Annotated in this window: 15 protein-coding genes, 1 tRNA gene and 2 pseudogenes; 17 read left to right on the plus strand and 1 reads right to left on the minus strand. The window is 60.5% G+C overall.

What is annotated here, in order from left to right; all coding sequences use genetic code 11:
* Window positions 1–71: 71 nt before the first annotated feature.
* The 11 genes and pseudogenes from tuf (NT26_RS07025) (at window position 72) to NT26_RS07075 (ending at window position 15,093) form a co-directional block, all read left to right on the plus strand.
* Window positions 72–1,249: pseudogene (gene tuf / locus NT26_RS07025) on the plus strand (elongation factor Tu).
* 220 nt (window positions 1,250–1,469) lie between these two features.
* A tRNA-Trp gene (locus NT26_RS07030) sits at window positions 1,470–1,545 on the plus strand.
* Window positions 1,546–1,736: 191 nt separating this feature from the next.
* Window positions 1,737–1,937 (plus strand): preprotein translocase subunit SecE, encoded by a 201-nt coding sequence (gene secE, locus NT26_RS07035; RefSeq protein ID WP_052638091.1) that lies wholly within the window; start codon window positions 1,737–1,739, stop codon window positions 1,935–1,937.
* A 14-nt stretch (window positions 1,938–1,951) separates the two neighbouring features.
* On the plus strand, window positions 1,952–2,482 hold the full coding sequence (nusG, locus tag NT26_RS07040; protein ID WP_052638093.1) for a transcription termination/antitermination protein NusG: 531 nt from the start codon (window positions 1,952–1,954) through the stop codon (window positions 2,480–2,482).
* 145 nt (window positions 2,483–2,627) lie between these two features.
* Complete coding sequence (gene rplK / locus NT26_RS07045) at window positions 2,628–3,059, plus strand: 50S ribosomal protein L11 (RefSeq protein ID WP_052638095.1); 432 nt, start codon at window positions 2,628–2,630, stop codon at window positions 3,057–3,059.
* A gap of 2 nt (window positions 3,060–3,061) precedes the next feature.
* The gene (rplA, locus tag NT26_RS07050) at window positions 3,062–3,757 is read left to right on the plus strand and encodes a 50S ribosomal protein L1 (protein WP_052638097.1); all 696 of its coding nucleotides are present in this window, start codon (window positions 3,062–3,064) and stop codon (window positions 3,755–3,757) included.
* 339 nt (window positions 3,758–4,096) lie between these two features.
* Entirely contained in the window at window positions 4,097–4,615 is a 519-nt protein-coding gene (gene rplJ, locus NT26_RS07055) for a 50S ribosomal protein L10 (protein WP_052638099.1), read from the plus strand.
* 60 nt (window positions 4,616–4,675) lie between these two features.
* Entirely contained in the window at window positions 4,676–5,053 is a 378-nt protein-coding gene (gene rplL, locus NT26_RS07060; protein WP_052638101.1) for a 50S ribosomal protein L7/L12, read from the plus strand.
* Window positions 5,054–5,300: 247 nt separating this feature from the next.
* The gene (rpoB, locus tag NT26_RS07065; RefSeq protein ID WP_052638103.1) at window positions 5,301–9,464 is read left to right on the plus strand and encodes a DNA-directed RNA polymerase subunit beta; all 4,164 of its coding nucleotides are present in this window, start codon (window positions 5,301–5,303) and stop codon (window positions 9,462–9,464) included.
* Between the two features lie 188 nt (window positions 9,465–9,652).
* Window positions 9,653–13,861: a DNA-directed RNA polymerase subunit beta' gene (gene rpoC / locus NT26_RS07070; protein WP_052638105.1), complete on the plus strand. Its 4,209-nt coding sequence runs from the start codon at window positions 9,653–9,655 to the stop codon at window positions 13,859–13,861.
* A gap of 171 nt (window positions 13,862–14,032) precedes the next feature.
* Window positions 14,033–15,093 (plus strand): annotated as a pseudogene (locus NT26_RS07075) (cytochrome-c peroxidase).
* 59 nt (window positions 15,094–15,152) lie between these two features.
* Here NT26_RS07075 and NT26_RS07080 read toward each other — a convergent pair.
* Window positions 15,153–15,449 carry a hypothetical protein gene (locus tag NT26_RS07080; RefSeq protein WP_052638107.1) on the minus strand — a complete coding sequence of 99 codons (297 nt, stop codon included), beginning with the start codon at window positions 15,447–15,449 and terminating at the stop codon, window positions 15,153–15,155.
* Between the two features lie 486 nt (window positions 15,450–15,935).
* Here NT26_RS07080 and rpsL point away from each other — a divergent pair, with 486 nt between their 5' ends.
* The 6 genes from rpsL (at window position 15,936) to rplC (ending at window position 21,528) form a co-directional block, all read left to right on the plus strand.
* The gene (gene rpsL, locus NT26_RS07085; RefSeq protein ID WP_003507760.1) at window positions 15,936–16,307 is read left to right on the plus strand and encodes a 30S ribosomal protein S12; all 372 of its coding nucleotides are present in this window, start codon (window positions 15,936–15,938) and stop codon (window positions 16,305–16,307) included.
* An 81-nt stretch (window positions 16,308–16,388) separates the two neighbouring features.
* The gene (gene rpsG / locus NT26_RS07090) at window positions 16,389–16,859 is read left to right on the plus strand and encodes a 30S ribosomal protein S7 (protein ID WP_052638109.1); all 471 of its coding nucleotides are present in this window, start codon (window positions 16,389–16,391) and stop codon (window positions 16,857–16,859) included.
* A gap of 33 nt (window positions 16,860–16,892) precedes the next feature.
* Window positions 16,893–18,992, plus strand: a complete 2,100-nt coding sequence (fusA, locus tag NT26_RS07095; protein WP_052638112.1) for an elongation factor G — start codon at window positions 16,893–16,895, stop codon at window positions 18,990–18,992.
* Between the two features lie 65 nt (window positions 18,993–19,057).
* Window positions 19,058–20,233 (plus strand): elongation factor Tu, encoded by a 1,176-nt coding sequence (tuf, locus tag NT26_RS07100; RefSeq protein ID WP_052638114.1) that lies wholly within the window; start codon window positions 19,058–19,060, stop codon window positions 20,231–20,233.
* Window positions 20,234–20,540: 307 nt separating this feature from the next.
* The gene (rpsJ, locus tag NT26_RS07105) at window positions 20,541–20,849 is read left to right on the plus strand and encodes a 30S ribosomal protein S10 (RefSeq protein WP_003547547.1); all 309 of its coding nucleotides are present in this window, start codon (window positions 20,541–20,543) and stop codon (window positions 20,847–20,849) included.
* A 37-nt stretch (window positions 20,850–20,886) separates the two neighbouring features.
* Window positions 20,887–21,528 carry a 50S ribosomal protein L3 gene (rplC, locus tag NT26_RS07110; protein WP_052638117.1) on the plus strand — a complete coding sequence of 214 codons (642 nt, stop codon included), beginning with the start codon at window positions 20,887–20,889 and terminating at the stop codon, window positions 21,526–21,528.
* Window positions 21,529–21,539: the final 11 nt, after the last annotated feature.

A 21,539-nucleotide genomic window follows, 5' to 3' on the forward strand; every position in this document is an offset into this window, starting at 1 on the left:
TTGAGCGAAAGCCTTAAACGGCCACACCAAACCCGCGCGCCGGGTCCACATCAGTCCACAGGAAGCATTCAATGGCAAAGAGCAAGTTTGAGCGGACGAAGCCGCACGTCAACATTGGCACGATTGGTCACGTTGACCATGGCAAGACGTCGCTGACGGCAGCGATCACGAAGTACTTCGGCGAGTTCAAGGCGTATGACCAGATCGACGCCGCTCCTGAAGAGAAGGCGCGCGGCATCACGATCTCGACGGCCCACGTCGAGTACGAGACGGCCAACCGTCACTATGCGCACGTCGACTGCCCCGGCCACGCTGACTACGTGAAGAACATGATCACCGGTGCTGCCCAGATGGATGGCGCGATCCTGGTCTGCTCGGCTGCCGATGGCCCGATGCCGCAGACCCGCGAGCACATCCTGCTCGCCCGTCAGGTTGGCGTTCCGGCGATCGTCGTCTTCCTCAACAAGGTCGACCAGGTCGACGACGCAGAACTTCTCGAGCTCGTCGAGCTGGAAGTTCGCGAACTCCTGTCGTCCTACGACTTCCCGGGTGACGACATTCCGGTCGTCAAGGGCTCGGCTCTTGCTGCACTGGAAGATTCGGACAAGAAGATCGGCGAAGACGCGATCCGCGAACTGATGGCCGCTGTCGACGCCTACATCCCGACGCCTGAGCGTCCGATCGACCAGCCCTTCCTGATGCCGGTCGAAGACGTGTTCTCGATCTCGGGCCGCGGCACCGGTTGCCACGGGTCGCGTCGAGCGCGGCGTCATCAAGGTTGGTGAGGAAATCGAGATCGTCGGCATCCGTCCGACGACGAAGACGACCTGCACGGGCGTCGAGATGTTCCGCAAGCTGCTCGACCAGGGCCAGGCCGGCGACAACATCGGCGCGCTGCTTCGCGGTGTCGACCGCAACGGCATCGAGCGTGGTTCAGGTTCTGTGCAAGCCGGGTTCGGTCAAGCCGCACAAGAAGTTCAAGGCAGAAGCCTACATCCTGACGAAGGAAGAGGGCGGCCGTCATACGCCGTTCTTCACGAACTACCGTCCGCAGTTCTACTTCCGCACGACGGATGTGACGGGCATCGTGACGCTTCCGGAAGGCACGGAAATGGTCATGCCGGGCGACAACGTCACGGTTGACGTCGAGCTGATCGTTCCGATCGCGATGGAAGAAAAGCTGCGCTTCGCCATCCGCGAAGGCGGCCGCACCGTCGGCGCCGGCATCGTCGCCTCGATCATCGAGTAATCGACTTATCCCTCACGGGAAATACGAAAGCCCCGCCAGCAACGGCGGGGCTTTTTTCGTTGGGGCGGGCCGCGCGAGGTGCTTCACCGGGCGGTGACCTCGGGCCAGGGAAGAAAGTCCGGGGCAGGGGCTTTTTGCCGCGAATAATGCTTGTCATTGCCACGCAAGTTGAATATTAACCCGCCTGTTCCGGCGGCACGATGCGTCGCGGGGATGATCAAGGGGTATAGCTCAGTTGGTAGAGCGGCGGTCTCCAAAACCGCAGGTCGTCGGTTCAAGCCCGGCTGCCCCTGCCAGTCCTTCCGCTGCGCGGACCGTCGCGGCGGCGTCGAAGGGCGGGGCTGTCGGTCGTGCGGCTGGCGAATTTCATCGGACATCGATTCCCTCTTGTGAAAGCGGGAATGGGAGTCTATGTAGGGCAAAACAGACACGCGGTGCGTGGGGCTGAACGAGATCAGCTTTACGTGCCGTAATGGCGTGGACATCGATGGCTTCCAAGACCAACCCAGTACAGTTTCTGCAGCAGGTTCGCTCCGAGGCCTCCAAGATTACCTGGCCTTCGCGCCGGGAGACGATGATCTCCACTGCGATGGTCCTACTGATGGTCATATTCGCTGCGCTGTTTTTCTTTGCTGCTGACCAGCTTATCGGCTGGCTGATCGGCCTTGTGCTGAACATCGGCAATTGATTGTGGAGATGAAGATGGCGGCGCGTTGGTACATCGTCCACGCATATTCGAATTTTGAGAAGAAGGTTGCCGAGGACATCGAGAACAAGGCGCGCCAAAAGGGCCTTGATCATCTGTTCGAAAGGATCCTGGTGCCGACCGAGAAGGTGGTGGAGGTCCGTCGCGGCCGCAAGGTCGATTCGGAGCGCAAGTTCTTCCCCGGCTATGTGCTGGTGCGGGCGAACCTGACCGACGAAGCCTACCATCTGATCAAGAACACGCCGAAGGTGACGGGTTTCCTCGGGTCCGATTCGAAGCCGGTCCCGATCCCGGATTTCGAGGCCGAGCGCATCCTGGGCCAGGTCCAGGAAGGCGTCGAGCGTCCCAAGTCCTCGATCAGCTTCGAGATCGGCGAGCAGGTTCGGGTATCCGACGGTCCGTTCGCCTCGTTCAACGGCACCGTGCAGGATGTCGACGAGGAGCGCTCGCGCCTCAAGGTCGAGGTTTCGATCTTTGGTCGCGCGACCCCGGTTGAACTGGAATACGGTCAGGTCGAGAAGGTCTGATCGCAAGGAGGGGCAACTCTCCGAACCGCGTGGGAGACGGCGGCCTGAAGCCGGGCCTTAACCGATCCGACCACGCAACCGCAGCCGCCGGCCTTGCCGGCAGTCATTGGCCGGGACACCGGTCAGAGTAGAAAGGCAGAGAGAAATGGCTAAGAAAGTTGCAGGCCAGCTCAAGCTGCAGGTCAAGGCAGGATCGGCAAACCCGTCCCCGCCGATTGGCCCCGCACTTGGTCAGCGTGGCATTAACATCATGGAATTCTGCAAGGCGTTCAATGCCGCCACGCAGGAAATGGAAAAGGGGATGCCGATTCCGTGCGTCATCACCTATTACCAGGATAAGTCCTTCACCTTCGCGATGAAGCAGCCGCCGGTAACCTACTGGCTGAAGAAGGAAGCGAAGATCCAGTCCGGTTCGAAGACGCCCGGCAAGGGCGGCAAGGCCGGCACCATCACCAAGGCCCAGGTGCGTACGATCGCCGAAGCCAAGATGAAGGATCTCAACGCAGCCGACATCGAAGGCGCAATGGCAATGGTCGAGGGCTCCGCCCGCTCCATGGGCCTGGAAGTGGTGGCTTGATCATGGCTAAGCTCGCAAAGCGTATTCAGAAGATCCGCGAAGGCATCGATCCGACCAAGCTGGTCGCGCTGTCGGATGCGATTTCCCTCGTCAAGGAACGGGCAGTCGCCAAGTTCGACGAAACCATCGAGATCGCCATGAACCTCGGCGTCGATCCGCGTCACGCCGACCAGATGGTCCGCGGCGTGGTCAACCTGCCGAACGGCACGGGCCGCGATGTGCGCGTCGCCGTCTTCGCCCGTGGCGCCAAGGCTGATGAAGCCAAGGCTGCCGGTGCCGACATCGTCGGTGCGGAAGACCTGCTGGAAATCGTCCAGGGCGGCAAGATCGACTTCGATCGCTGCATCGCCACGCCTGACATGATGCCGCTCGTCGGCCGTCTCGGCAAGGTGCTCGGCCCGCGCGGCATGATGCCGAACCCGAAGGTCGGTACGGTCACGATGGATGTCGCAGGGGCCGTCAAGGCTTCCAAGGGCGGCGCCGTGGAGTTCCGTGTCGAGAAGGCTGGGATCGTCCATGCCGGCATCGGCAAGGCCTCCTTCGACGCCAAGGCGCTCGAAGAGAACATCAAGGCTTTCGCTGATGCCGTGATGAAGGCAAAGCCCGCCGGCGCCAAGGGTAACTACGTCAAGCGCGTGGCGATCTCCTCGACCATGGGTCCGGGCGTCAAGATCGATCCGTCGACGGTTACGGCCTAAGACGAACAAGCGGAGCCGCTTGTGGCTCCGGCAAAGAATTCCCGGTCCTTAGGGGCCGGGAATGTCCAGGGAAACCTGGATTTCCTGTCCGAGATTGCAGGTGGTTCGTCCTTAATCACTTTGCCTGCATGAGACGGGTAAGAACGGATTTCATCGCAGACATCGCGTCTGGATGTTCGGTTCGAGCCTTGTGTGCCTTGTGCCTGGAGCCGCTTCGGCGACAGTGCGAGGGGACAGGATCCTCAAGCGTCGCTTGGGATCTTGATTGAGAGATCCCTTGGGGCAAAGGCAAACCGATGGGGCCTGCAGGATTGCGGTCCCGTCAACTGGAGACAGACAGTGGAAAGAGCGGAAAAGCGCGAATTTGTCACGGAGCTGAACGAAGTCTTCAAGGCTTCCGGTTCGGTTGTCGTGGCCCACTATGCTGGTGTCACAGTTGCGCAGATGAACGATTTTCGTTCGAAGATGCGCGCTGCTGGCGGCACCGTCAAAGTCGCGAAGAACCGTCTGGCCAAGATCGCTCTTCAGGGCACGGAGTCGGAAGGGATGTCGGACCTGTTCAAGGGTCAGACGCTCATCGCTTACAGCGAAGATCCCATCACCGCTCCGAAGGTCGTCATGGATTTCGCCAAGACCAACGACAAGATCGTTGTCTTGGGCGGCTCCATGGGAGCAACCACGCTCAGCGCCGATGCAGTCAAGTCGCTTGCGACCCTGCCTTCGCTGGACGAGCTGCGCGCAAAGCTGCTGGGCATGATCCAGACGCCGGCAACGCGTATCGCTGGGGTTGTTCAGGCACCGGCAGCTCAGCTTGCTCGCGTGTTTGGGGCCTACGCAAAGAAGGACGAAGCCGCGTAAGGCGGTTTTTCGCTGTAATCATCGAACCAGTTCGAACCGAACACAAAAGGAAATATGAAAATGGCTGATCTCGCAAAGATCGTTGAAGACCTCTCCTCGCTGACCGTCCTGGAAGCTGCTGAGCTGTCCAAGATGCTCGAAGAAAAGTGGGGCGTTTCTGCCGCTGCTCCGGTAGCTGTTGCTGCTGCTGGCGGTGGTGCTGCTCCGGCTGCAGCCGAAGAAGAAAAGACCGAGTTCGACGTCATCCTCACGGATGCCGGCGCCAACAAGATCAACGTCATCAAGGAAGTCCGTGGCATCACCGGCCTCGGCCTCAAGGAAGCCAAGGACCTCGTCGAAGGCGCCCCGAAGGCTGTCAAGGAAGGCGTTTCCAAGGCTGAAGCTGCTGACCTCAAGAAGAAGCTTGAGGACGCCGGCGCCAAGGTCGACGTTAAGTAATATCGGAATACGGCGGGAGGGGACGACAGTCCTCTCCCATCGCTCATTCCCCTGAACTTATTACCCAAAAGCCCGTGAAACGGCTTTTGGGTAATGGGTTCTCAAGAGGATGGTCCCCGTTCGAAAGGCTCGGCAATCCGGCCGGCAGTTCGAAAAGCGGGACGAGTTTGACACCCATGTTGACGGGATCGACTGGCCAGCGAATCCCGTCCGTTGTAGGCCCGGATGCATTTTTGAAGGAGCGACGATGGCTCAGACCCTTACGTTCAATGGTCGCAGGCGCGTACGCAAGTTTTTTGGTAAGATCCCCGAAGTCACTGAGATGCCGAACCTCATCGAGGTCCAGAAGGCGTCCTACGATCAGTTCCTCATGGTGGAAGAGCCAGAAGGTGGCCGTCCGGACGAAGGTCTGAACGCAGTCTTCCGGTCGGTGTTCCCGATCACCGACTTTTCCGGCGCCTCCATGCTGGAATTCGTCTCCTATGAATTCGAGCCGCCGAAGTTCGACGTCGAGGAGTGCCGCCAGCGCGATCTCACCTATGCCGCGCCGCTGAAGGTGACGCTGCGTCTGATCGTCTTCGATATCGACGAGGATACCGGCGCGAAGTCCATCAAGGACATCAAGGAACAGTCCGTGTACATGGGCGACATGCCGCTCATGACCGACAACGGTACGTTCATCGTGAATGGCACCGAGCGCGTCATCGTCTCGCAGATGCACCGTTCGCCTGGCGTGTTCTTTGACCACGACAAGGGCAAGAGCCATTCTTCCGGCAAGCTGCTCTTCGCCGCCCGCGTGATTCCGTACCGTGGCTCCTGGCTCGACATCGAGTTCGACGCCAAGGACATCGTCTACGCCCGTATCGACCGCCGCCGCAAGATTCCGGCGACGTCGCTGCTGATGGCGCTCGGCATGGACGGCGAAGAGATCCTGTCGACCTTCTACACGAAGTCCGACTACGTCCGTGATGGCGACGGCTGGCGGATTCCGTTCCAGCCCGAGACGCTGAAGGGCGCCAAGGCTCTGTCCGACATGATCGACGCCGACACCGGCGAAGTGGTCGTGGAAGCCGGCAAGAAGCTCACGCCGCGCCTCCTTCGTCAGTTGACCGACAAGGGTCTGAAGGCCCTCCGCGCCAGCGACGAAGACCTCGTCGGCAACTTCGTTGCTGAAGACATCGTCAATCCGGAAACGGGCGAAGTTTACATGGAAGCCGGCGAAGAGTTGGAGATGGCAGTCGATGCCAAGTCCGGCGAACGCAAGGGCAACCTGGTGGACTTGATGGCCCTCGGCTTTACCGAGATCCCGATCCTCGACATCGACCACATCAACGTCGGTGCCTATATCCGCAACACGCTCGTCGCGGACAAGAACGAGAACCGTCAGGAAGCGCTCTTCGATATCTACCGCGTCATGCGTCCGGGCGAGCCGCCGACCATGGAATCGGCCGAAGCCATGTTCAACTCGCTGTTCTTCGATGCGGAGCGCTACGACCTCTCCGCCGTTGGCCGCGTGAAGATGAACATGCGTCTCGACCTCGACGCTCCGGACACCGTCCGCACGCTTCGCAAGGAAGACATCCTGGCCGTGGTCAAGATGCTGGTCGAGCTGCGTGACGGCAAGGGCGAGATCGACGACATCGACAACCTCGGCAACCGTCGTGTTCGTTCCGTCGGCGAGCTGATGGAGAACCAGTACCGTCTCGGCCTGCTCCGCATGGAGCGTGCGATCAAGGAGCGCATGTCGTCGATCGAGATCGACACCGTCATGCCGCAGGACCTGATCAACGCCAAGCCGGCTGCTGCCGCCGTCCGCGAATTCTTCGGCTCCTCGCAGCTGTCGCCGTTCATGGACCAGGTGAACCCGCTTTCGGAAATTACCCACAAGCGCCGTCTTTCGGCTCTTGGCCCGGGTGGCCTGACCCGTGAGCGTGCAGGCTTCGAGGTTCGCGACGTTCACCCGACCCACTATGGCCGTATCTGCCCGATCGAGACGCCGGAAGGCCCGAACATCGGTCTGATCAACTCGCTTGCGACCTTCGCCCGCGTCAACAAGTACGGCTTCATCGAAAGCCCGTACCGCAAGATCGTCGACGGCAAGGTCACCAACGACGTGCTTTACCTCTCGGCCATGGAAGAGGCGAAGTACTACGTTGCCCAGGCGAATGCGGAACTGACAAGCGATGGCTCCTTCGTCGAGGAATTCGTCGTCTGCCGTCATGCCGGTGAAGTCATGCTTGCCCCGCGCGACACCATCAACCTGATGGACGTCTCGCCGAAGCAGCTGGTCTCGGTCGCCGCCGCTCTCATTCCGTTCCTGGAAAACGACGACGCCAACCGCGCCCTCATGGGCTCGAACATGCAGCGTCAGGCCGTGCCGCTGGTTCGCGCCGAAGCTCCGTTCGTCGGTACCGGCATGGAACCGGTCGTCGCGCGTGACTCCGGTGCTGCCATTGCTGCCCGTCGTGGCGGCGTGGTCGACCAGGTCGATGCGACCCGTATCGTCATTCGCGCCACGGAAGATCTCGAGGCCGGCCGTTCCGGCGTCGATATCTATCGCCTGCAGAAGTTCCAGCGTTCGAACCAGAACACCTGCGTCAACCAGCGCCCGCTGGTCGACGTCGGTGACGTTCTGAACAAGGGTGACATCATCGCGGACGGTCCCTCGACCGACCTCGGCGATCTGGCCCTCGGCCGTAACGCGCTCGTCGCGTTCATGCCCTGGAATGGCTACAACTACGAAGACTCGATCCTGCTCTCCGAGCGCATCGTATCCGACGACGTGTTCACCTCCATCCACATCGAGGAATTCGAAGTGATGGCGCGTGACACCAAGCTTGGTCCGGAAGAAATCACCCGCGACATTCCGAACGTATCGGAAGAAGCGCTGAAGAACCTCGACGAAGCCGGCATCGTCTACATCGGTGCCGAGGTGCAGCCGGGCGATATTCTCGTTGGCAAGATCACCCCGAAGGGTGAAAGCCCGATGACGCCGGAAGAAAAGCTTCTGCGCGCCATCTTCGGCGAGAAGGCATCGGACGTCCGCGACACCTCCATGCGCATGCCGCCGGGCACCTTCGGCACCGTCGTCGAAGTGCGTGTGTTTAACCGCCACGGCGTCGAGAAGGACGAACGCGCCATGGCGATCGAGCGCGAGGAGATCGAGCAGCTCGCCAAGGACCGCGACGACGAGCAGGCGATCCTCGACCGTAACGTCTACGGTCGTCTGATCGACATGCTGCGTGGCCAGAAGTCGGTCGCAGGCCCGAAGGGCTTCAAGAAGGGCGTCGAGCTCAGCAACGACGTCGTCTCGGAGTACCCGCGGTCGCAGTGGTGGATGTTCGCCGTCGAGGACGAGAAGGTCCAGGGCGAGATCGAAGCTCTGCGGGCACAGTACGATGAATCCAAGTCGCGCCTTGAACAGCGCTTCATGGACAAGGTCGAGAAGGTCCAGCGCGGTGACGAAATGCCTCCGGGCGTCATGAAGATGGTCAAGGTCTTTGTCGCTGTGAAGCGCAAGATCCAGCCGGGCGATAAGATGGCCGGCCGTCACGGCAACAAGGGCGTCGTGTCGCGCATCGTTCCGGTCGAGGACATGCCGTTCCTCGAAGACGGTACGCATGTCGACATCGTCCTGAACCCGCTCGGCGTGCCGTCGCGCATGAACGTCGGCCAGATCCTCGAGACGCACCTCGCCTGGGCTTGCGCCGGCATGGGCAAGCGCATCGGCGAGATGCTCGAGGAATACAAGAAGTCGAACGACATCAGCGACCTGAAGCGTGAGCTGAAGGACGTGTATGCCAGCGTGGCCAACGACGAAGTCGCAAGCTTCGACGATGACTCGCTCGTTCGGCTCGCCGAGCAGTCCAAGCGCGGTGTTTCGATCGCCACTCCGGTCTTTGATGGTGCGCATGAAGCTGACGTTTCGAACATGCTGCGCAAGGCAGGCCTCGATTCGTCCGGCCAGTCCGTCCTCTACGACGGACGTACGGGTGAGGCCTTCGACCGCAAGGTGACCGTCGGCTACATGTACATGATCAAGCTGAACCACCTCGTGGACGACAAGATCCACGCCCGTTCGATCGGTCCGTACTCGCTCGTGACCCAGCAGCCGCTGGGCGGCAAGGCGCAGTTCGGCGGCCAGCGCTTCGGGGAAATGGAGGTCTGGGCTCTCGAGGCTTACGGCGCCGCCTACACGCTGCAGGAAATGCTGACCGTGAAGTCGGACGACGTGGCTGGTCGTACCAAGGTCTACGAAGCGATCGTCCGCGGCGACGACACCTTCGAGGCCGGCATTCCGGAGAGCTTCAACGTTCTCGTCAAGGAGATGCGCTCGCTTGGCCTCTCCGTCGAGCTTGAAAACTCGAAGGTTGACGCCGAGGCAGGCCAGTTGCCGGACGCGGCCGAATAATCTCCGACAGGGCGCGCGCTACAGGCTGGCGCGCGCCGCTCTCTTCCCGTTCGGCCAGAGCTGAAAGGGCAGGGGAAGTTTCGCCGCATTCTGCGGCTATGACCATTTTGAGCGACAGACTTTCCGTCCCGGGAATTGGGAAGGTCATGATCGCAAGTTGAGGGCGTTTGCCCCGTAAGGAGATAGGCATGAACCAAGAGGTCATGAATCTTTTCAACCCGCAGGTGCCGGCACAGCACTTCGATTCGATCCGTATCTCGATCGCGAGCCCCGAGAAGATTCTCTCCTGGTCCTACGGCGAAATCAAAAAGCCGGAGACCATCAACTACCGTACGTTCAAGCCCGAGCGTGACGGCCTCTTCTGCGCCCGCATCTTTGGCCCGATCAAGGACTACGAGTGCCTGTGCGGCAAGTACAAGCGCATGAAGTACAAGGGCATCATCTGCGAAAAGTGCGGCGTTGAAGTCACGCTGTCGCGCGTTCGCCGCGAGCGCATGGGCCATATCGAGCTCGCCGCTCCGGTTGCCCATATCTGGTTCCTGAAGTCTCTTCCGTCGCGCATCTCGACGCTGCTCGACATGACGCTGAAGGATGTCGAGCGCGTTCTCTATTTCGAGAACTACATCGTGACGGAGCCGGGCCTGACGTCTCTGAAGGAGAACCAGCTTCTTTCCGAAGAGGAGTACATGATCGCCGTCGACGAGTTCGGCGAAGATCAGTTCACCGCCATGATCGGTGCCGAGGCAATCTACGAGATGCTCGCCTCCATGAACCTCGACAAGATCGCTGGTGATCTGCGCTCCGAGCTTGCCGATACCACGTCGGATCTGAAGCAGAAGAAGCTGATGAAGCGGCTGAAGATCGTCGAGAACTTCATTGAGTCCGGCAACCGTCCGGAATGGATGATCATGAAGGTCGTGCCGGTGATCCCGCCGGACCTGCGTCCGCTGGTCCCGCTCGATGGCGGCCGCTTTGCGACGTCTGACCTGAACGATCTCTATCGTCGCGTCATCAACCGTAATAACCGTCTGAAGCGCCTGATCGAACTGCGCGCTCCGGGCATCATCATCCGCAACGAAAAGCGCATGCTGCAGGAATCTGTGGACGCGCTGTTCGACAACGGCCGTCGTGGCCGCGTCATCACCGGCGCCAACAAGCGTCCGCTGAAGTCGCTCTCCGACATGCTCAAGGGCAAGCAGGGCCGCTTCCGCCAGAACCTTCTCGGCAAGCGCGTCGACTACTCCGGCCGTTCCGTCATCGTGACCGGTCCGGAACTGAAGCTGCACCAGTGCGGCCTGCCGAAGAAGATGGCGCTCGAGCTCTTCAAGCCGTTCATCTATGCCCGCCTCGACGCCAAGGGTTACTCCTCGACCGTCAAGCAGGCCAAGAAGCTGGTGGAAAAGGAAAAGCCGGAAGTCTGGGATATCCTTGATGAGGTCATCCGCGAGCATCCGGTCCTCCTGAACCGCGCACCGACGCTGCACCGCCTGGGCATCCAGGCCTTCGAACCGATCCTGGTCGAAGGCAAGGCAATCCAGCTGCACCCGCTCGTCTGCACGGCTTTCAACGCCGACTTCGACGGTGACCAGATGGCCGTTCACGTGCCGCTGTCGCTCGAGGCCCAGCTCGAAGCCCGCGTGCTGATGATGTCGACGAACAACATCCTGCATCCGGCGAACGGCGCGCCGATCATCGTTCCGTCGCAGGACATGGTTCTCGGCCTCTACTACCTGTCGATCCAGAACCAGAACGAGCCGGGCGAAGGCATGGCCTTCTCTGACATGGGCGAACTGCATCACGCTCTGGAGAACAAGGTCGTCACCCTGCACGCCAAGATCAAGGGCCGCTTCAAGACGGTCGACGAGAACGGCAAGCCCGTCTCGAAGATCTACGAGACGACCCCTGGCCGCATGATCATCGGTGAGCTTCTGCCGAAGAACCCGAACGTACCCTTCGACATCTGCAACCAGGAAATGACCAAGAAGAACATCTCCAAGATGATCGACACGGTCTACCGTCACTGCGGCCAGAAGGACACGGTGATCTTCTGCGACCGCATCATGCAGCTCGGCTTCACCAATGCCTGCAAGGCCGGCATCTCCTTCGGCAAGGATGACATGATCATCCCTGAAACCAAGGTGAAGATCGTCGGTGACACTGAAGCTCTGGTGAAGGAATACGAGCAGCAGTACAACGACGGCCTGATCACTCAGGGCGAGAAGTACAACAAGGTCGTCGACGCCTGGGGCAAGGCGACCGAGAAGGTTGCCGAAGACATGATGGCCCGCATTAAGGCTGTCGAGTTCGATCCGGAAACCAACCGCCAGAAGCCGATGAACGCCATCTACATGATGTCGCACTCGGGTGCTCGTGGTTCTCCGAACCAGATGCGCCAGCTGGGCGGCATGCGCGGCCTGATGGCCAAGCCGTCGGGCGAGATCATCGAGACGCCGATCATCTCGAACTTCAAGGAAGGCCTGACCGTGAACGAGTACTTCAACTCGACGCACGGCGCCCGTAAGGGTCTCGCAGACACCGCCTTGAAGACGGCGAACTCCGGTTACCTGACCCGTCGTCTCGTCGACGTCGCGCAGGACTGCATCGTCAACATGGTCGATTGCGGCACCGAGAGGGGCCTCACGATGACGGCCATCGTCGATGCCGGCCAGGTCGTGGCGTCGCTGGGAGCCCGCATCCTCGGTCGTACGGCGCTTGACGACATCGATCATCCGGTCACGGGTGAGCGGATCGTCGATGCCGGCAAGATGATCCTCGAGCCCGATGTCATCGAGATCGAGAAGGCTGGCATCCAGTCGATCCGCATCCGTTCGGCGCTGACTTGCGAAGTCCAGACGGGCGTCTGCTCTGTCTGCTACGGCCGTGACCTTGCACGCGGTACGCCGGTCAACATGGGCGAGGCCGTCGGCGTCATCGCTGCACAGTCGATCGGTGAACCGGGCACGCAGCTCACCATGCGTACGTTCCACTTGGGTGGCACGGCAACGGTTGTTGACCAGTCGTTCCTCGAAGCCTCCTACGAGGGCACCGTCCAGATCAAGAACCGCAACATCCTCCGCAATTCGGAAGGTGTTCTGGTGGCGATGGGCCGCAACATGGCCATCACCATTCTGGACGAGCGCGGGGTTGAGCGTTCTTCGCAGCGCGTGGCCTATGGCTCCAAGCTGTTCGTCGACGATGGCGACAAGGTCAAGCGCGGCCAGCGTCTGGCCGAGTGGGATCCTTACACCCGCCCGATGATGACGGAAGTCGAAGGCACCGTTCAGTTCGAAGACGTGGTCGATTCGATCTCCGTCTCCGAATCGACCGACGAATCGACCGGCATCACCAAGCGTCAGGTCATCGACTGGCGGTCGACGCCGCGCGGTACCGACCTGAAGCCTGCGATCGTCATCAAGGATGCGTCCGGCAACATCATGAAGCTCGCCCGTGGTGGCGAAGCCCGCTTCATGCTGTCGGTCGACGCGATCCTGTCCGTCGAGCCGGGCCAGAAGGTCAGCCAGGGTGACGTCCTTGCGCGTGTTCCGATGGAAAGCGCCAAGACCAAGGATATCACCGGTGGTCTGCCGCGCGTTGCCGAACTGTTCGAGGCTCGTCGCCCGAAGGATCACGCCATCATCGCAGAGATCGATGGTACGATCCGCCTAGGCCGCGACTACAAGAACAAGCGTCGCGTGATGATCGAGCCTGCCGAAGACGGTGTCGAGCCGGTCGAATACCTGATCCCGAAGGGCAAGCCCTTCCACCTTCAGGATGGCGACTACATCGAGAAGGGTGATTACATCCTCGACGGCAATCCTGCGCCGCACGACATCCTGGCGATCAAGGGCGTGGAAGCTCTGGCTTCCTACCTCGTCAACGAGATCCAGGAAGTCTACCGACTGCAGGGCGTTGTCATCAACGACAAGCACATCGAGGTCATCGTCCGTCAGATGCTGCAGAAGGTGGAAATCACCGATGCAGGCGACAGTCAGTATATCGTCGGTGACAATGTCGACCGGATTGAACTGGACGACGTCAACGATCAGCTGGTCGAGGAAGGCAAGAAGCCGGCCTCGGGCGAACCTGTCCTGCTCGGCATCACTAAGGCATCGCTGCAGACGCCGTCGTTCATCTCGGCCGCATCCTTCCAGGAAACCACCAAGGTTCTCACGGAAGCTGCGATCGCCGGAAAGACCGATACGCTGCAGGGGTTGAAGGAGAACGTCATCGTCGGCCGCCTGATCCCGGCCGGTACGGGCGGCACCATGACCCAGATCCGCCGTATCGCCACCTCGCGCGACGACCTCATCCTCGAGGAGCGCCGCAAGAGCTCGGGTGCTTCGGCCGCAACGCCGATGCTGCAGGAACTGTCGGGCGAGAACACGCCCGCCGAGTGATCGGTGCTGTAATCACCTGTTTGAAGAACAAAAAACGCCCGGTTCATCCGGGCGTTTTCGCATTCTGGAGCCGATGGAGCATTAGCGACCTCTGAAGTGTTGACCTATGGCAAGGCGCTACCTTGGAAGCCTTCTAGATTGAGTCATGTTCACTCAAGAACGGAGACTCAAATGAAAAAGCTCATGTCGTCGGTCGCCCTTGGCGTCTTGCTGGCGACAGCCGCAATCGCAGCCGAGCCGGTTCCCGAAGATCTGAGGGAAACCGCGCTCGAACTGTTCAAACCCCTGCCTTCGACGATTCCTTCGGTCAGGGACAACAAGATCACCCCGGAAAAGATCGAGTTGGGCAAGGCCCTGTTCTTTGACCCACGCGTCTCGGCATCCGGCGTCTTCTCGTGCAACTCGTGCCATAACCTGGCGACGGGCGGGGACGATAACCTTGAGACCTCGATCGGCCACGGCTGGCAGAAGGGCCCGCGCAACTCGCCGACGGCGCTGAACGCGGTCTTCAACATCGCCCAGTTCTGGGATGGCCGCGCCGACGATCTCAAGGCCCAGGCCAAGGGGCCGGTCCAGGCTGGAGTCGAAATGGCCAACACGCCGGACAACGTCATTGCGATGCTGAAGTCGATGCCCGACTACGTCGCTTGGTTCAAGGCGGCCTTTCCGGATGAGGAAGATCCGGTCACCTTCGACAACTTTGCCAAGGCGATCGAAGCCTTCGAGGCGACGCTCATCACGCCTGCACCCTTCGATGCCTTCCTGAATGGCGACAACGATGCGATGACGACGGAAGCCAAGCAGGGGCTGTCCTTGTTCATCGACAAGGGCTGCACCGCGTGCCATGCCGGCATCAACGTCGGTGGTGAGGGCTACTATCCCTTCGGTCTGGTCGAAAGACCGGGCGCCGATGTTCTCCCGGAGAACGACAAGGGCGCTTCATGGTCACGGAAACGGCGGACGATTCCTACGTCTTCCGCGCAGCGCCCCTGCGCAACATCGCCGTTACCGCGCCATACTTCCACTCAGGCAAGGTATGGGATCTGAAGCAGGCGGTCGCGATTATGGGTGAATCGCAACTGGGCGAGAATCTCGCCGATGAGGAAATCGACCTGATCGTGGCGTTCCTCAATTCGCTGACAGGCAGGGTTCCGGAAATCACCTATCCGATCCTTCCGGCCGAGACGGCCGAAACCCCGAGGCCAATCAGCATCATCCCGTCCTCCCAGTAAGGGAAAATGCTGCTTGAATGAGTTGAGCACCCGCCGGCGCGCCGGCGGGTGCTCCTGATTCATGGGGCAAAACGGATAATGGCAACTTCGCCCTCGAGCGCACCCTGATAGGCGGAAGCGTGCGGCTCTTCGAGCGGCACTTCCTGCAGCACGCCGATCTGGTCCAGGTCTGCTTCCACGAAACCCTCTTCCGACAGGGCGTTCAGCGCCTCGCGTACGGCGGAATCGTCATCCGGCGCCTGCAGCATGATGTGCAGGTCAATACCCTGCATGTCTTTGCTCTCATAGGCCTTGCCGATGATGATGAACACCATTGGTCCTTCCAGATTGTTATCGTTGTCGGGGGCGGTCACCATACTGAACTCCGTTGGGTACTTGTCGGGCGGGACTCACCTTGAGTCCCCGTTGGCTGGATGGTAGGCGCATCGCGGGGCTTCGCAAAGTATCGAAGGTGGACTGCGCCCACTCGCTTGCGCAATGCGGGGTGAAGTCTTAACTTTATGTCGTCGACCGGCGCTTGGAAGGGCTGAAAGCCATTATTTTCCGCCTCGGTCTTGACGGGGAGGGGCTAAAACAGTAAACGCCCCACCATCGGAAGCGACGTGAGGCTTGTCCGTCCGGAACGACTCGTCCCGGAGTACGTCTCAAACGCGGTTCCAGACGCACGTTGAAGACACGAATGCTGCACGCATGACGCATGAGGAATGCGTCCTCTGCCTTCTGTGGTCCATCCGGATTTCGGATAGGGCCACGTTTTGCGCATGAATGTGTGTGTCGCCGCCGGAGACGGCATCAGATTGGCCCGAAAGGGCTTGGAAGAAGATTTTGCAAGGGATGGTTATATGCCTACCGTAAACCAGCTGATCCGCAAGCCGCGTCAGGCACAGGTAAAGCGCAACAAGGTTCCTGCTCTGCAGGAGAATCCGCAGAAGCGCGGCGTTTGCACCCGCGTGTACACCACGACCCCGAAGAAGCCGAACTCGGCTCTGCGTAAGGTCGCCAAGATCCGCCTGACGAATGGCTTCGAAGTCATCGGCTATATCCCGGGCGAGGGGCATAACCTTCAGGAGCACTCCGTGGTCATGATCCGCGGCGGCCGCGTCAAGGACTTGCCGGGTGTTCGCTACCACATCATCCGCGGCGTCCTCGATACCCAGGGTGTCAAGAACCGCAAGCAGCGCCGTTCCAAGTACGGTGCCAAGCGTCCGAAGTAATCCTTCGGATTTCATTCTATTCGGCGCTGCGCGAGGTTCTCCGCGTGATAAAGCGCCTGCAACTCTTGAGAGACGAGAAGTATGTCCCGACGTCACAGTGCAGAAAAGCGTGAGATCAACCCGGACCCGAAGTTCGGCGATCTGGTCGTCACCAAGTTCATGAACGCCATCATGCTCCACGGCAAGAAGTCCGTGGCTGAAAGCATTGTTTATGGTGCGTTCGACTCCGTGCAGAACAAGGCGAAGCAGGAGCCCCTGGCAATCTTCCACCAGGCTCTCGACAACGTCGCTCCGCATGTCGAAGTCCGTTCGCGCCGCGTCGGTGGTGCAACCTACCAGGTTCCGGTCGATGTTCGGCCGGAGCGCCGTCAGGCTCTTGCGATCCGCTGGCTCATCGCCGCAGCCCGCAAGCGCAACGAAACCACGATGATCGATCGCCTCTCGGGTGAATTGATGGATGCCGCCAACAACCGCGGCAGCGCCGTCAAGAAGCGCGAAGACACGCACAAGATGGCCGACGCCAACCGCGCCTTCTCGCATTACCGCTGGTAATCTTCATCCGATCGAATTTCGAAAGGCAGTCCTATGGCTCGCGAATATAAAATCGAAGACTACCGAAACTTCGGTATCATGGCGCATATCGACGCCGGCAAGACCACGACGACCGAGCGTATCCTGTATTACACGGGCAAGTCGCACAAGATCGGCGAAGTCCACGATGGCGCAGCCACCATGGACTGGATGGAGCAGGAGCAGGAGCGCGGCATCACGATCACGTCCGCTGCCACCACGACCTTCTGGAAGGGTCGCGACGGCAAGATGCGCCGCTTCAACATCATCGACACCCCCGGCCACGTCGACTTCACGATCGAAGTCGAGCGTTCGCTGCGCGTTCTCGACGGTGCGATCGCCCTGCTGGACGCCAATGCCGGCGTAGAGCCGCAGACGGAGACCGTCTGGCGCCAGGCCGAGAAGTATCATGTTCCGCGCATGATCTTCTGCAACAAGATGGACAAGACCGGCGCCGACTTCTACCGCTCGGTCGAGATGATCAAGACCCGCCTCGGCGCGACGGCTGTTGTCATGCAGCTGCCGATCGGCGCTGAAAGCGACTTCAAGGGCGTTGTCGACCTGATCGAGATGAACGCGCTCGTCTGGCGCGACGAGTCCCTGGGCGCTGCCTGGGATGTCGTCGAGATCCCGGACGACATGAAGGAAAAGGCCGAGGAATATCGCGAGAAGCTGATCGAGACGGTTGTCGAGATCGACGAAGAAGCGATGGAAGCCTACCTGAACGGCGACATGCCGGACAACGACAAGATCCGCGCACTCGTTCGCCGTGGCACGATCGACGTGAAGTTCCACCCGATGTTCTGCGGTACCGCGTTCAAGAACAAGGGCGTTCAGCCGCTCCTCGACGCGGTTGTCGACTACCTGCCGTCGCCGCTCGACATTCCGGCGATCAAGGGCATCGACTTCAAGACCGAAGCTGAGATCGAGCGTCACGCTGACGACTCCGAGCCGCTTTCGATGCTGGCGTTCAAGATCATGAACGACCCCTTCGTCGGCTCGCTGACCTTCACCCGTGTCTACTCCGGCAAGCTCGAGAAGGGCTCTTCGGTTCTCAACACGGTCAAGGACAAGCGCGAGCGCGTCGGCCGCATGCTGCAGATGCACTCCAACAGCCGTGAAGACATCGAAGAAGCCTTTGCAGGCGACATCGTTGCCTTGGCTGGTCTCAAGGAAACGACGACGGGCGACACGCTTTGCGATCCCCTGAAGCCGGTTATCCTCGAGCGCATGGAGTTCCCCGAGCCGGTCATCCAGATCGCGATCGAGCCGAAGTCCAAGGGCGACCAGGAAAAGATGGGCCTCGCGCTCAACCGTCTGGCAGCTGAGGACCCGTCCTTCCGCGTCAAGACCGACCAGGAATCCGGACAGACGATCATCGCCGGCATGGGTGAGCTTCACCTCGACATTCTCGTCGACCGCATGCGTCGTGAGTTCAAGGTAGAAGCCAACGTCGGTGCTCCGCAGGTTGCGTATCGCGAAACGATCACACGCCAGACGGAAGAAGACTACACGCACAAGAAGCAGTCCGGTGGTACCGGCCAGTTCGCCCGCGTCAAGATCGTCTTCGAACCGAACCCGGACGGCGAAGATTTCGTCTTCGAATCCAAGATCGTCGGTGGTGCAGTTCCGAAGGAATACATCCCCGGTGTCCAGAAGGGTATCGAGAGCGTCCTGTCCTCTGGTCCGCTGGCTGGCTTCCCGATGCTCGGCGTCAAGGCGACCCTCATCGATGGTGCCTTCCACGACGTCGACTCCTCGGTTCTTGCCTTCGAAATCGCCTCACGTGCCTGCTTCCGTGAAGCAGCCAGGAAGGCTGGTGCCCAGCTTCTCGAGCCGATGATGAAGGTTGAGGTTGTCACGCCGGAAGATTACGTCGGCGACGTGATTGGCGACCTGAACTCCCGTCGTGGTCAGATCCAGGGCCAGGAACAGCGCGGCATTGCGATTGTCATCAACGCGCACGTGCCGCTTGCGAACATGTTCAAGTACGTCGACAGCCTGCGCTCCATGAGCCAGGGCCGCGCGCAGTACTCGATGGTGTTCGACCACTACGCTCCGGTCCCGTCCAACGTGGCAACGGAAATCCAGGCAAAGTACTCCGGTCAGAAGTGACCGGGGTATCCCTCTGAACCCATAGAACATTCTCCCGCAAGGGGCTAAAGAACGGAGAGCCGGAAATGGCAAAGAGCAAGTTTGAGCGGACGAAGCCGCACGTCAACATCGGCACGATTGGTCACGTTGACCATGGCAAGACGTCGCTGACGGCAGCGATCACGAAGTACTTCGGCGAGTTCAAGGCGTATGACCAGATCGACGCCGCTCCTGAAGAGAAGGCGCGCGGCATCACCATCTCGACGGCGCACGTCGAGTACGAGACGGCCAACCGTCACTATGCGCACGTCGACTGCCCCGGCCACGCCGACTACGTGAAGAACATGATCACCGGTGCTGCCCAGATGGACGGCGCGATCCTGGTCTGCTCGGCTGCCGATGGCCCGATGCCGCAGACCCGCGAGCACATCCTGCTCGCCCGTCAGGTTGGCGTTCCGGCGATCGTCGTGTTCCTCAACAAGGTCGACCAGGTCGACGACGCAGAACTTCTCGAACTCGTCGAGCTGGAAGTGCGCGAACTCCTGTCGTCCTACGACTTCCCGGGCGACGACATTCCGGTCGTCAAGGGCTCGGCTCTTGCTGCCCTGGAAGATTCGGACAAGAAGATCGGTGAAGACGCGATCCGCGAGCTGATGGCTGCTGTCGACGCCTACATCCCGACGCCTGAGCGTCCGATCGACCAGCCGTTCCTGATGCCGGTCGAAGACGTGTTCTCGATCTCGGGCCGCGGCACGGTTGCCACGGGTCGCGTCGAGCGCGGCGTCATCAAGGTCGGTGAGGAAATCGAGATCGTCGGCATCCGTCCGACGACGAAGACGACCTGCACGGGCGTCGAGATGTTCCGCAAGCTGCTCGACCAGGGCCAGGCCGGCGACAACATCGGCGCGCTGCTTCGCGGTGTCGACCGCAACGGCATCGAGCGTGGTCAGGTTCTCTGCAAGCCGGGTTCGGTCAAGCCGCACAAGAAGTTCAAGGCAGAAGCCTACATCCTGACGAAGGAAGAGGGCGGCCGTCATACGCCGTTCTTCACGAACTACCGTCCGCAGTTCTACTTCCGCACGACGGACGTGACGGGCATCGTGACGCTTCCGGAAGGCACGGAAATGGTCATGCCTGGCGACAACGTCACGGTTGACGTCGAGCTGATCGTTCCGATCGCGATGGAAGAAAAGCTGCGCTTCGCCATCCGCGAAGGCGGCCGCACCGTCGGCGCCGGCATCGTCGCATCGATCATCGAGTAATGGTTTGCCAAAGGCGCAGGGCTGCTCTGCGCCTTTGGTGGCAGAATCTTTAAGCAAGACGCCGGTGGCGACTTGCTTATGACATGAAAATGTAGCAAATGGCGCGCGAGCGCGATTTGCCCCTGCTTCGAATGGGGCAGGGAACTGCAATCAACAATAAGGTGGGCCAATCGGCCCGGAGAGTGGAAAGGGATCCCGCGCCCCGGTGTCCCCTTCGATCTTTGAAACCGGTGGTCCGCCTTAGGTGAAAGAAAAACCCGTGCCGTATTGCGTGCATGTGGCTAACGAAGAACAAGGATAACGTCGAATGAACGGCCAAAATATCCGCATTCGCCTGAAGGCATTCGATCATCGTATTCTCGACGCTTCCACGCGCGAGATCGTGTCGACGGCGAAGCGCACCGGTGCTAGTGTCCGGGGCCCCGTTCCGCTTCCGACCCGAATCGAGAAGTTTACGGTTAACCGGTCCCCCCACATCGACAAGAAGAGCCGCGAGCAGTTCGAGATGCGCACGCACAAGCGCCTCCTCGACATCGTAGATCCGACACCGCAGACGGTAGACGCGCTGATGAAGCTCGATCTCGCCGCTGGTGTCGATGTTGAGATCAAGCTCTGAGGCTGCTGCCTCGAGCTGAGTGAGAAGGATTGAACCGATGCGTTCGGGTGTAATTGCACAGAAAGTGGGAATGACCCGCGTCTACAACGACGCTGGGGAACATATCCCGGTAACGGTATTGCGGCTGGAAAACTGCCAGGTCGTTGCTCATCGCACCAAGGAAAAGAACGGCTACACGGCTGTTCAGCTGGGTGCCGGCACGGCCAAGGTGAAAAACACGACCAAGGCGCTGCGCGGCCATTTTGCCGTCGCCGAAGTCGAGCCGAAGTCGAAGCTCGTCGAGTTTCGTGTTTCCGAAGACAACATGATCGATGTCGGCACCGAGCTGAAGGCTTCGCACTTCGAAGCCGGCCAGCTGGTGGACGTAACTGGTACCTCGATCGGTAAGGGTTTTGCCGGCGCCATGAAGCGCCACAACTTCGGCGGTCTGCGGGCCACGCACGGTGTGTCCGTTTCGCACCGTTCGCATGGTTCGACCGGTTCCAACCAGGATCCGGGCCGCGTCTGGAAGGGCAAGCGCATGGCCGGTCACATGGGCCAGACGCGCGTCACCACCCAGAACCTCGAAGTTGTCTCTACCGACGAAGGCCGCGGCCTGATCCTCGTCAAGGGTGCCGTCCCCGGCTCCAAGGGCGCTTGGATCGTTGTTCGCGACGCCGTCAAGTCGGCTGCGAAGTAAGGGAGCCAAGC

The sequence above is a fragment of the Pseudorhizobium banfieldiae genome, assembly GCF_000967425.1.
GTDB classification, from domain to species: Bacteria; Pseudomonadota; Alphaproteobacteria; order Rhizobiales; family Rhizobiaceae; genus Neorhizobium; species Neorhizobium banfieldiae.

Coding starts and splice junctions, on each gene's coding strand:
- secE (WP_052638091.1), top strand. CDS start 1,737: ATGGCTTCCAAGACCAACCCAGTACAGTTTCTGCAGCAGGTTCGCTCC.
- nusG (WP_052638093.1), top strand. CDS start 1,952: ATGGCGGCGCGTTGGTACATCGTCCACGCATATTCGAATTTTGAGAAG.
- rplK (WP_052638095.1), top strand. CDS start 2,628: ATGGCTAAGAAAGTTGCAGGCCAGCTCAAGCTGCAGGTCAAGGCAGGA.
- rplA (WP_052638097.1), top strand. CDS start 3,062: ATGGCTAAGCTCGCAAAGCGTATTCAGAAGATCCGCGAAGGCATCGAT.
- rplL (WP_052638101.1), top strand. CDS start 4,676: ATGGCTGATCTCGCAAAGATCGTTGAAGACCTCTCCTCGCTGACCGTC.
- rpoB (WP_052638103.1), top strand. CDS start 5,301: ATGGCTCAGACCCTTACGTTCAATGGTCGCAGGCGCGTACGCAAGTTT.
- rpoC (WP_052638105.1), top strand. CDS start 9,653: ATGAACCAAGAGGTCATGAATCTTTTCAACCCGCAGGTGCCGGCACAG.
- NT26_RS07080 (WP_052638107.1), bottom strand. CDS start 15,449: ATGGTGACCGCCCCCGACAACGATAACAATCTGGAAGGACCAATGGTG.
- rpsL (WP_003507760.1), top strand. CDS start 15,936: ATGCCTACCGTAAACCAGCTGATCCGCAAGCCGCGTCAGGCACAGGTA.
- rpsG (WP_052638109.1), top strand. CDS start 16,389: ATGTCCCGACGTCACAGTGCAGAAAAGCGTGAGATCAACCCGGACCCG.
- fusA (WP_052638112.1), top strand. CDS start 16,893: ATGGCTCGCGAATATAAAATCGAAGACTACCGAAACTTCGGTATCATG.
- tuf (WP_052638114.1), top strand. CDS start 19,058: ATGGCAAAGAGCAAGTTTGAGCGGACGAAGCCGCACGTCAACATCGGC.
- rpsJ (WP_003547547.1), top strand. CDS start 20,541: ATGAACGGCCAAAATATCCGCATTCGCCTGAAGGCATTCGATCATCGT.
- rplC (WP_052638117.1), top strand. CDS start 20,887: ATGCGTTCGGGTGTAATTGCACAGAAAGTGGGAATGACCCGCGTCTAC.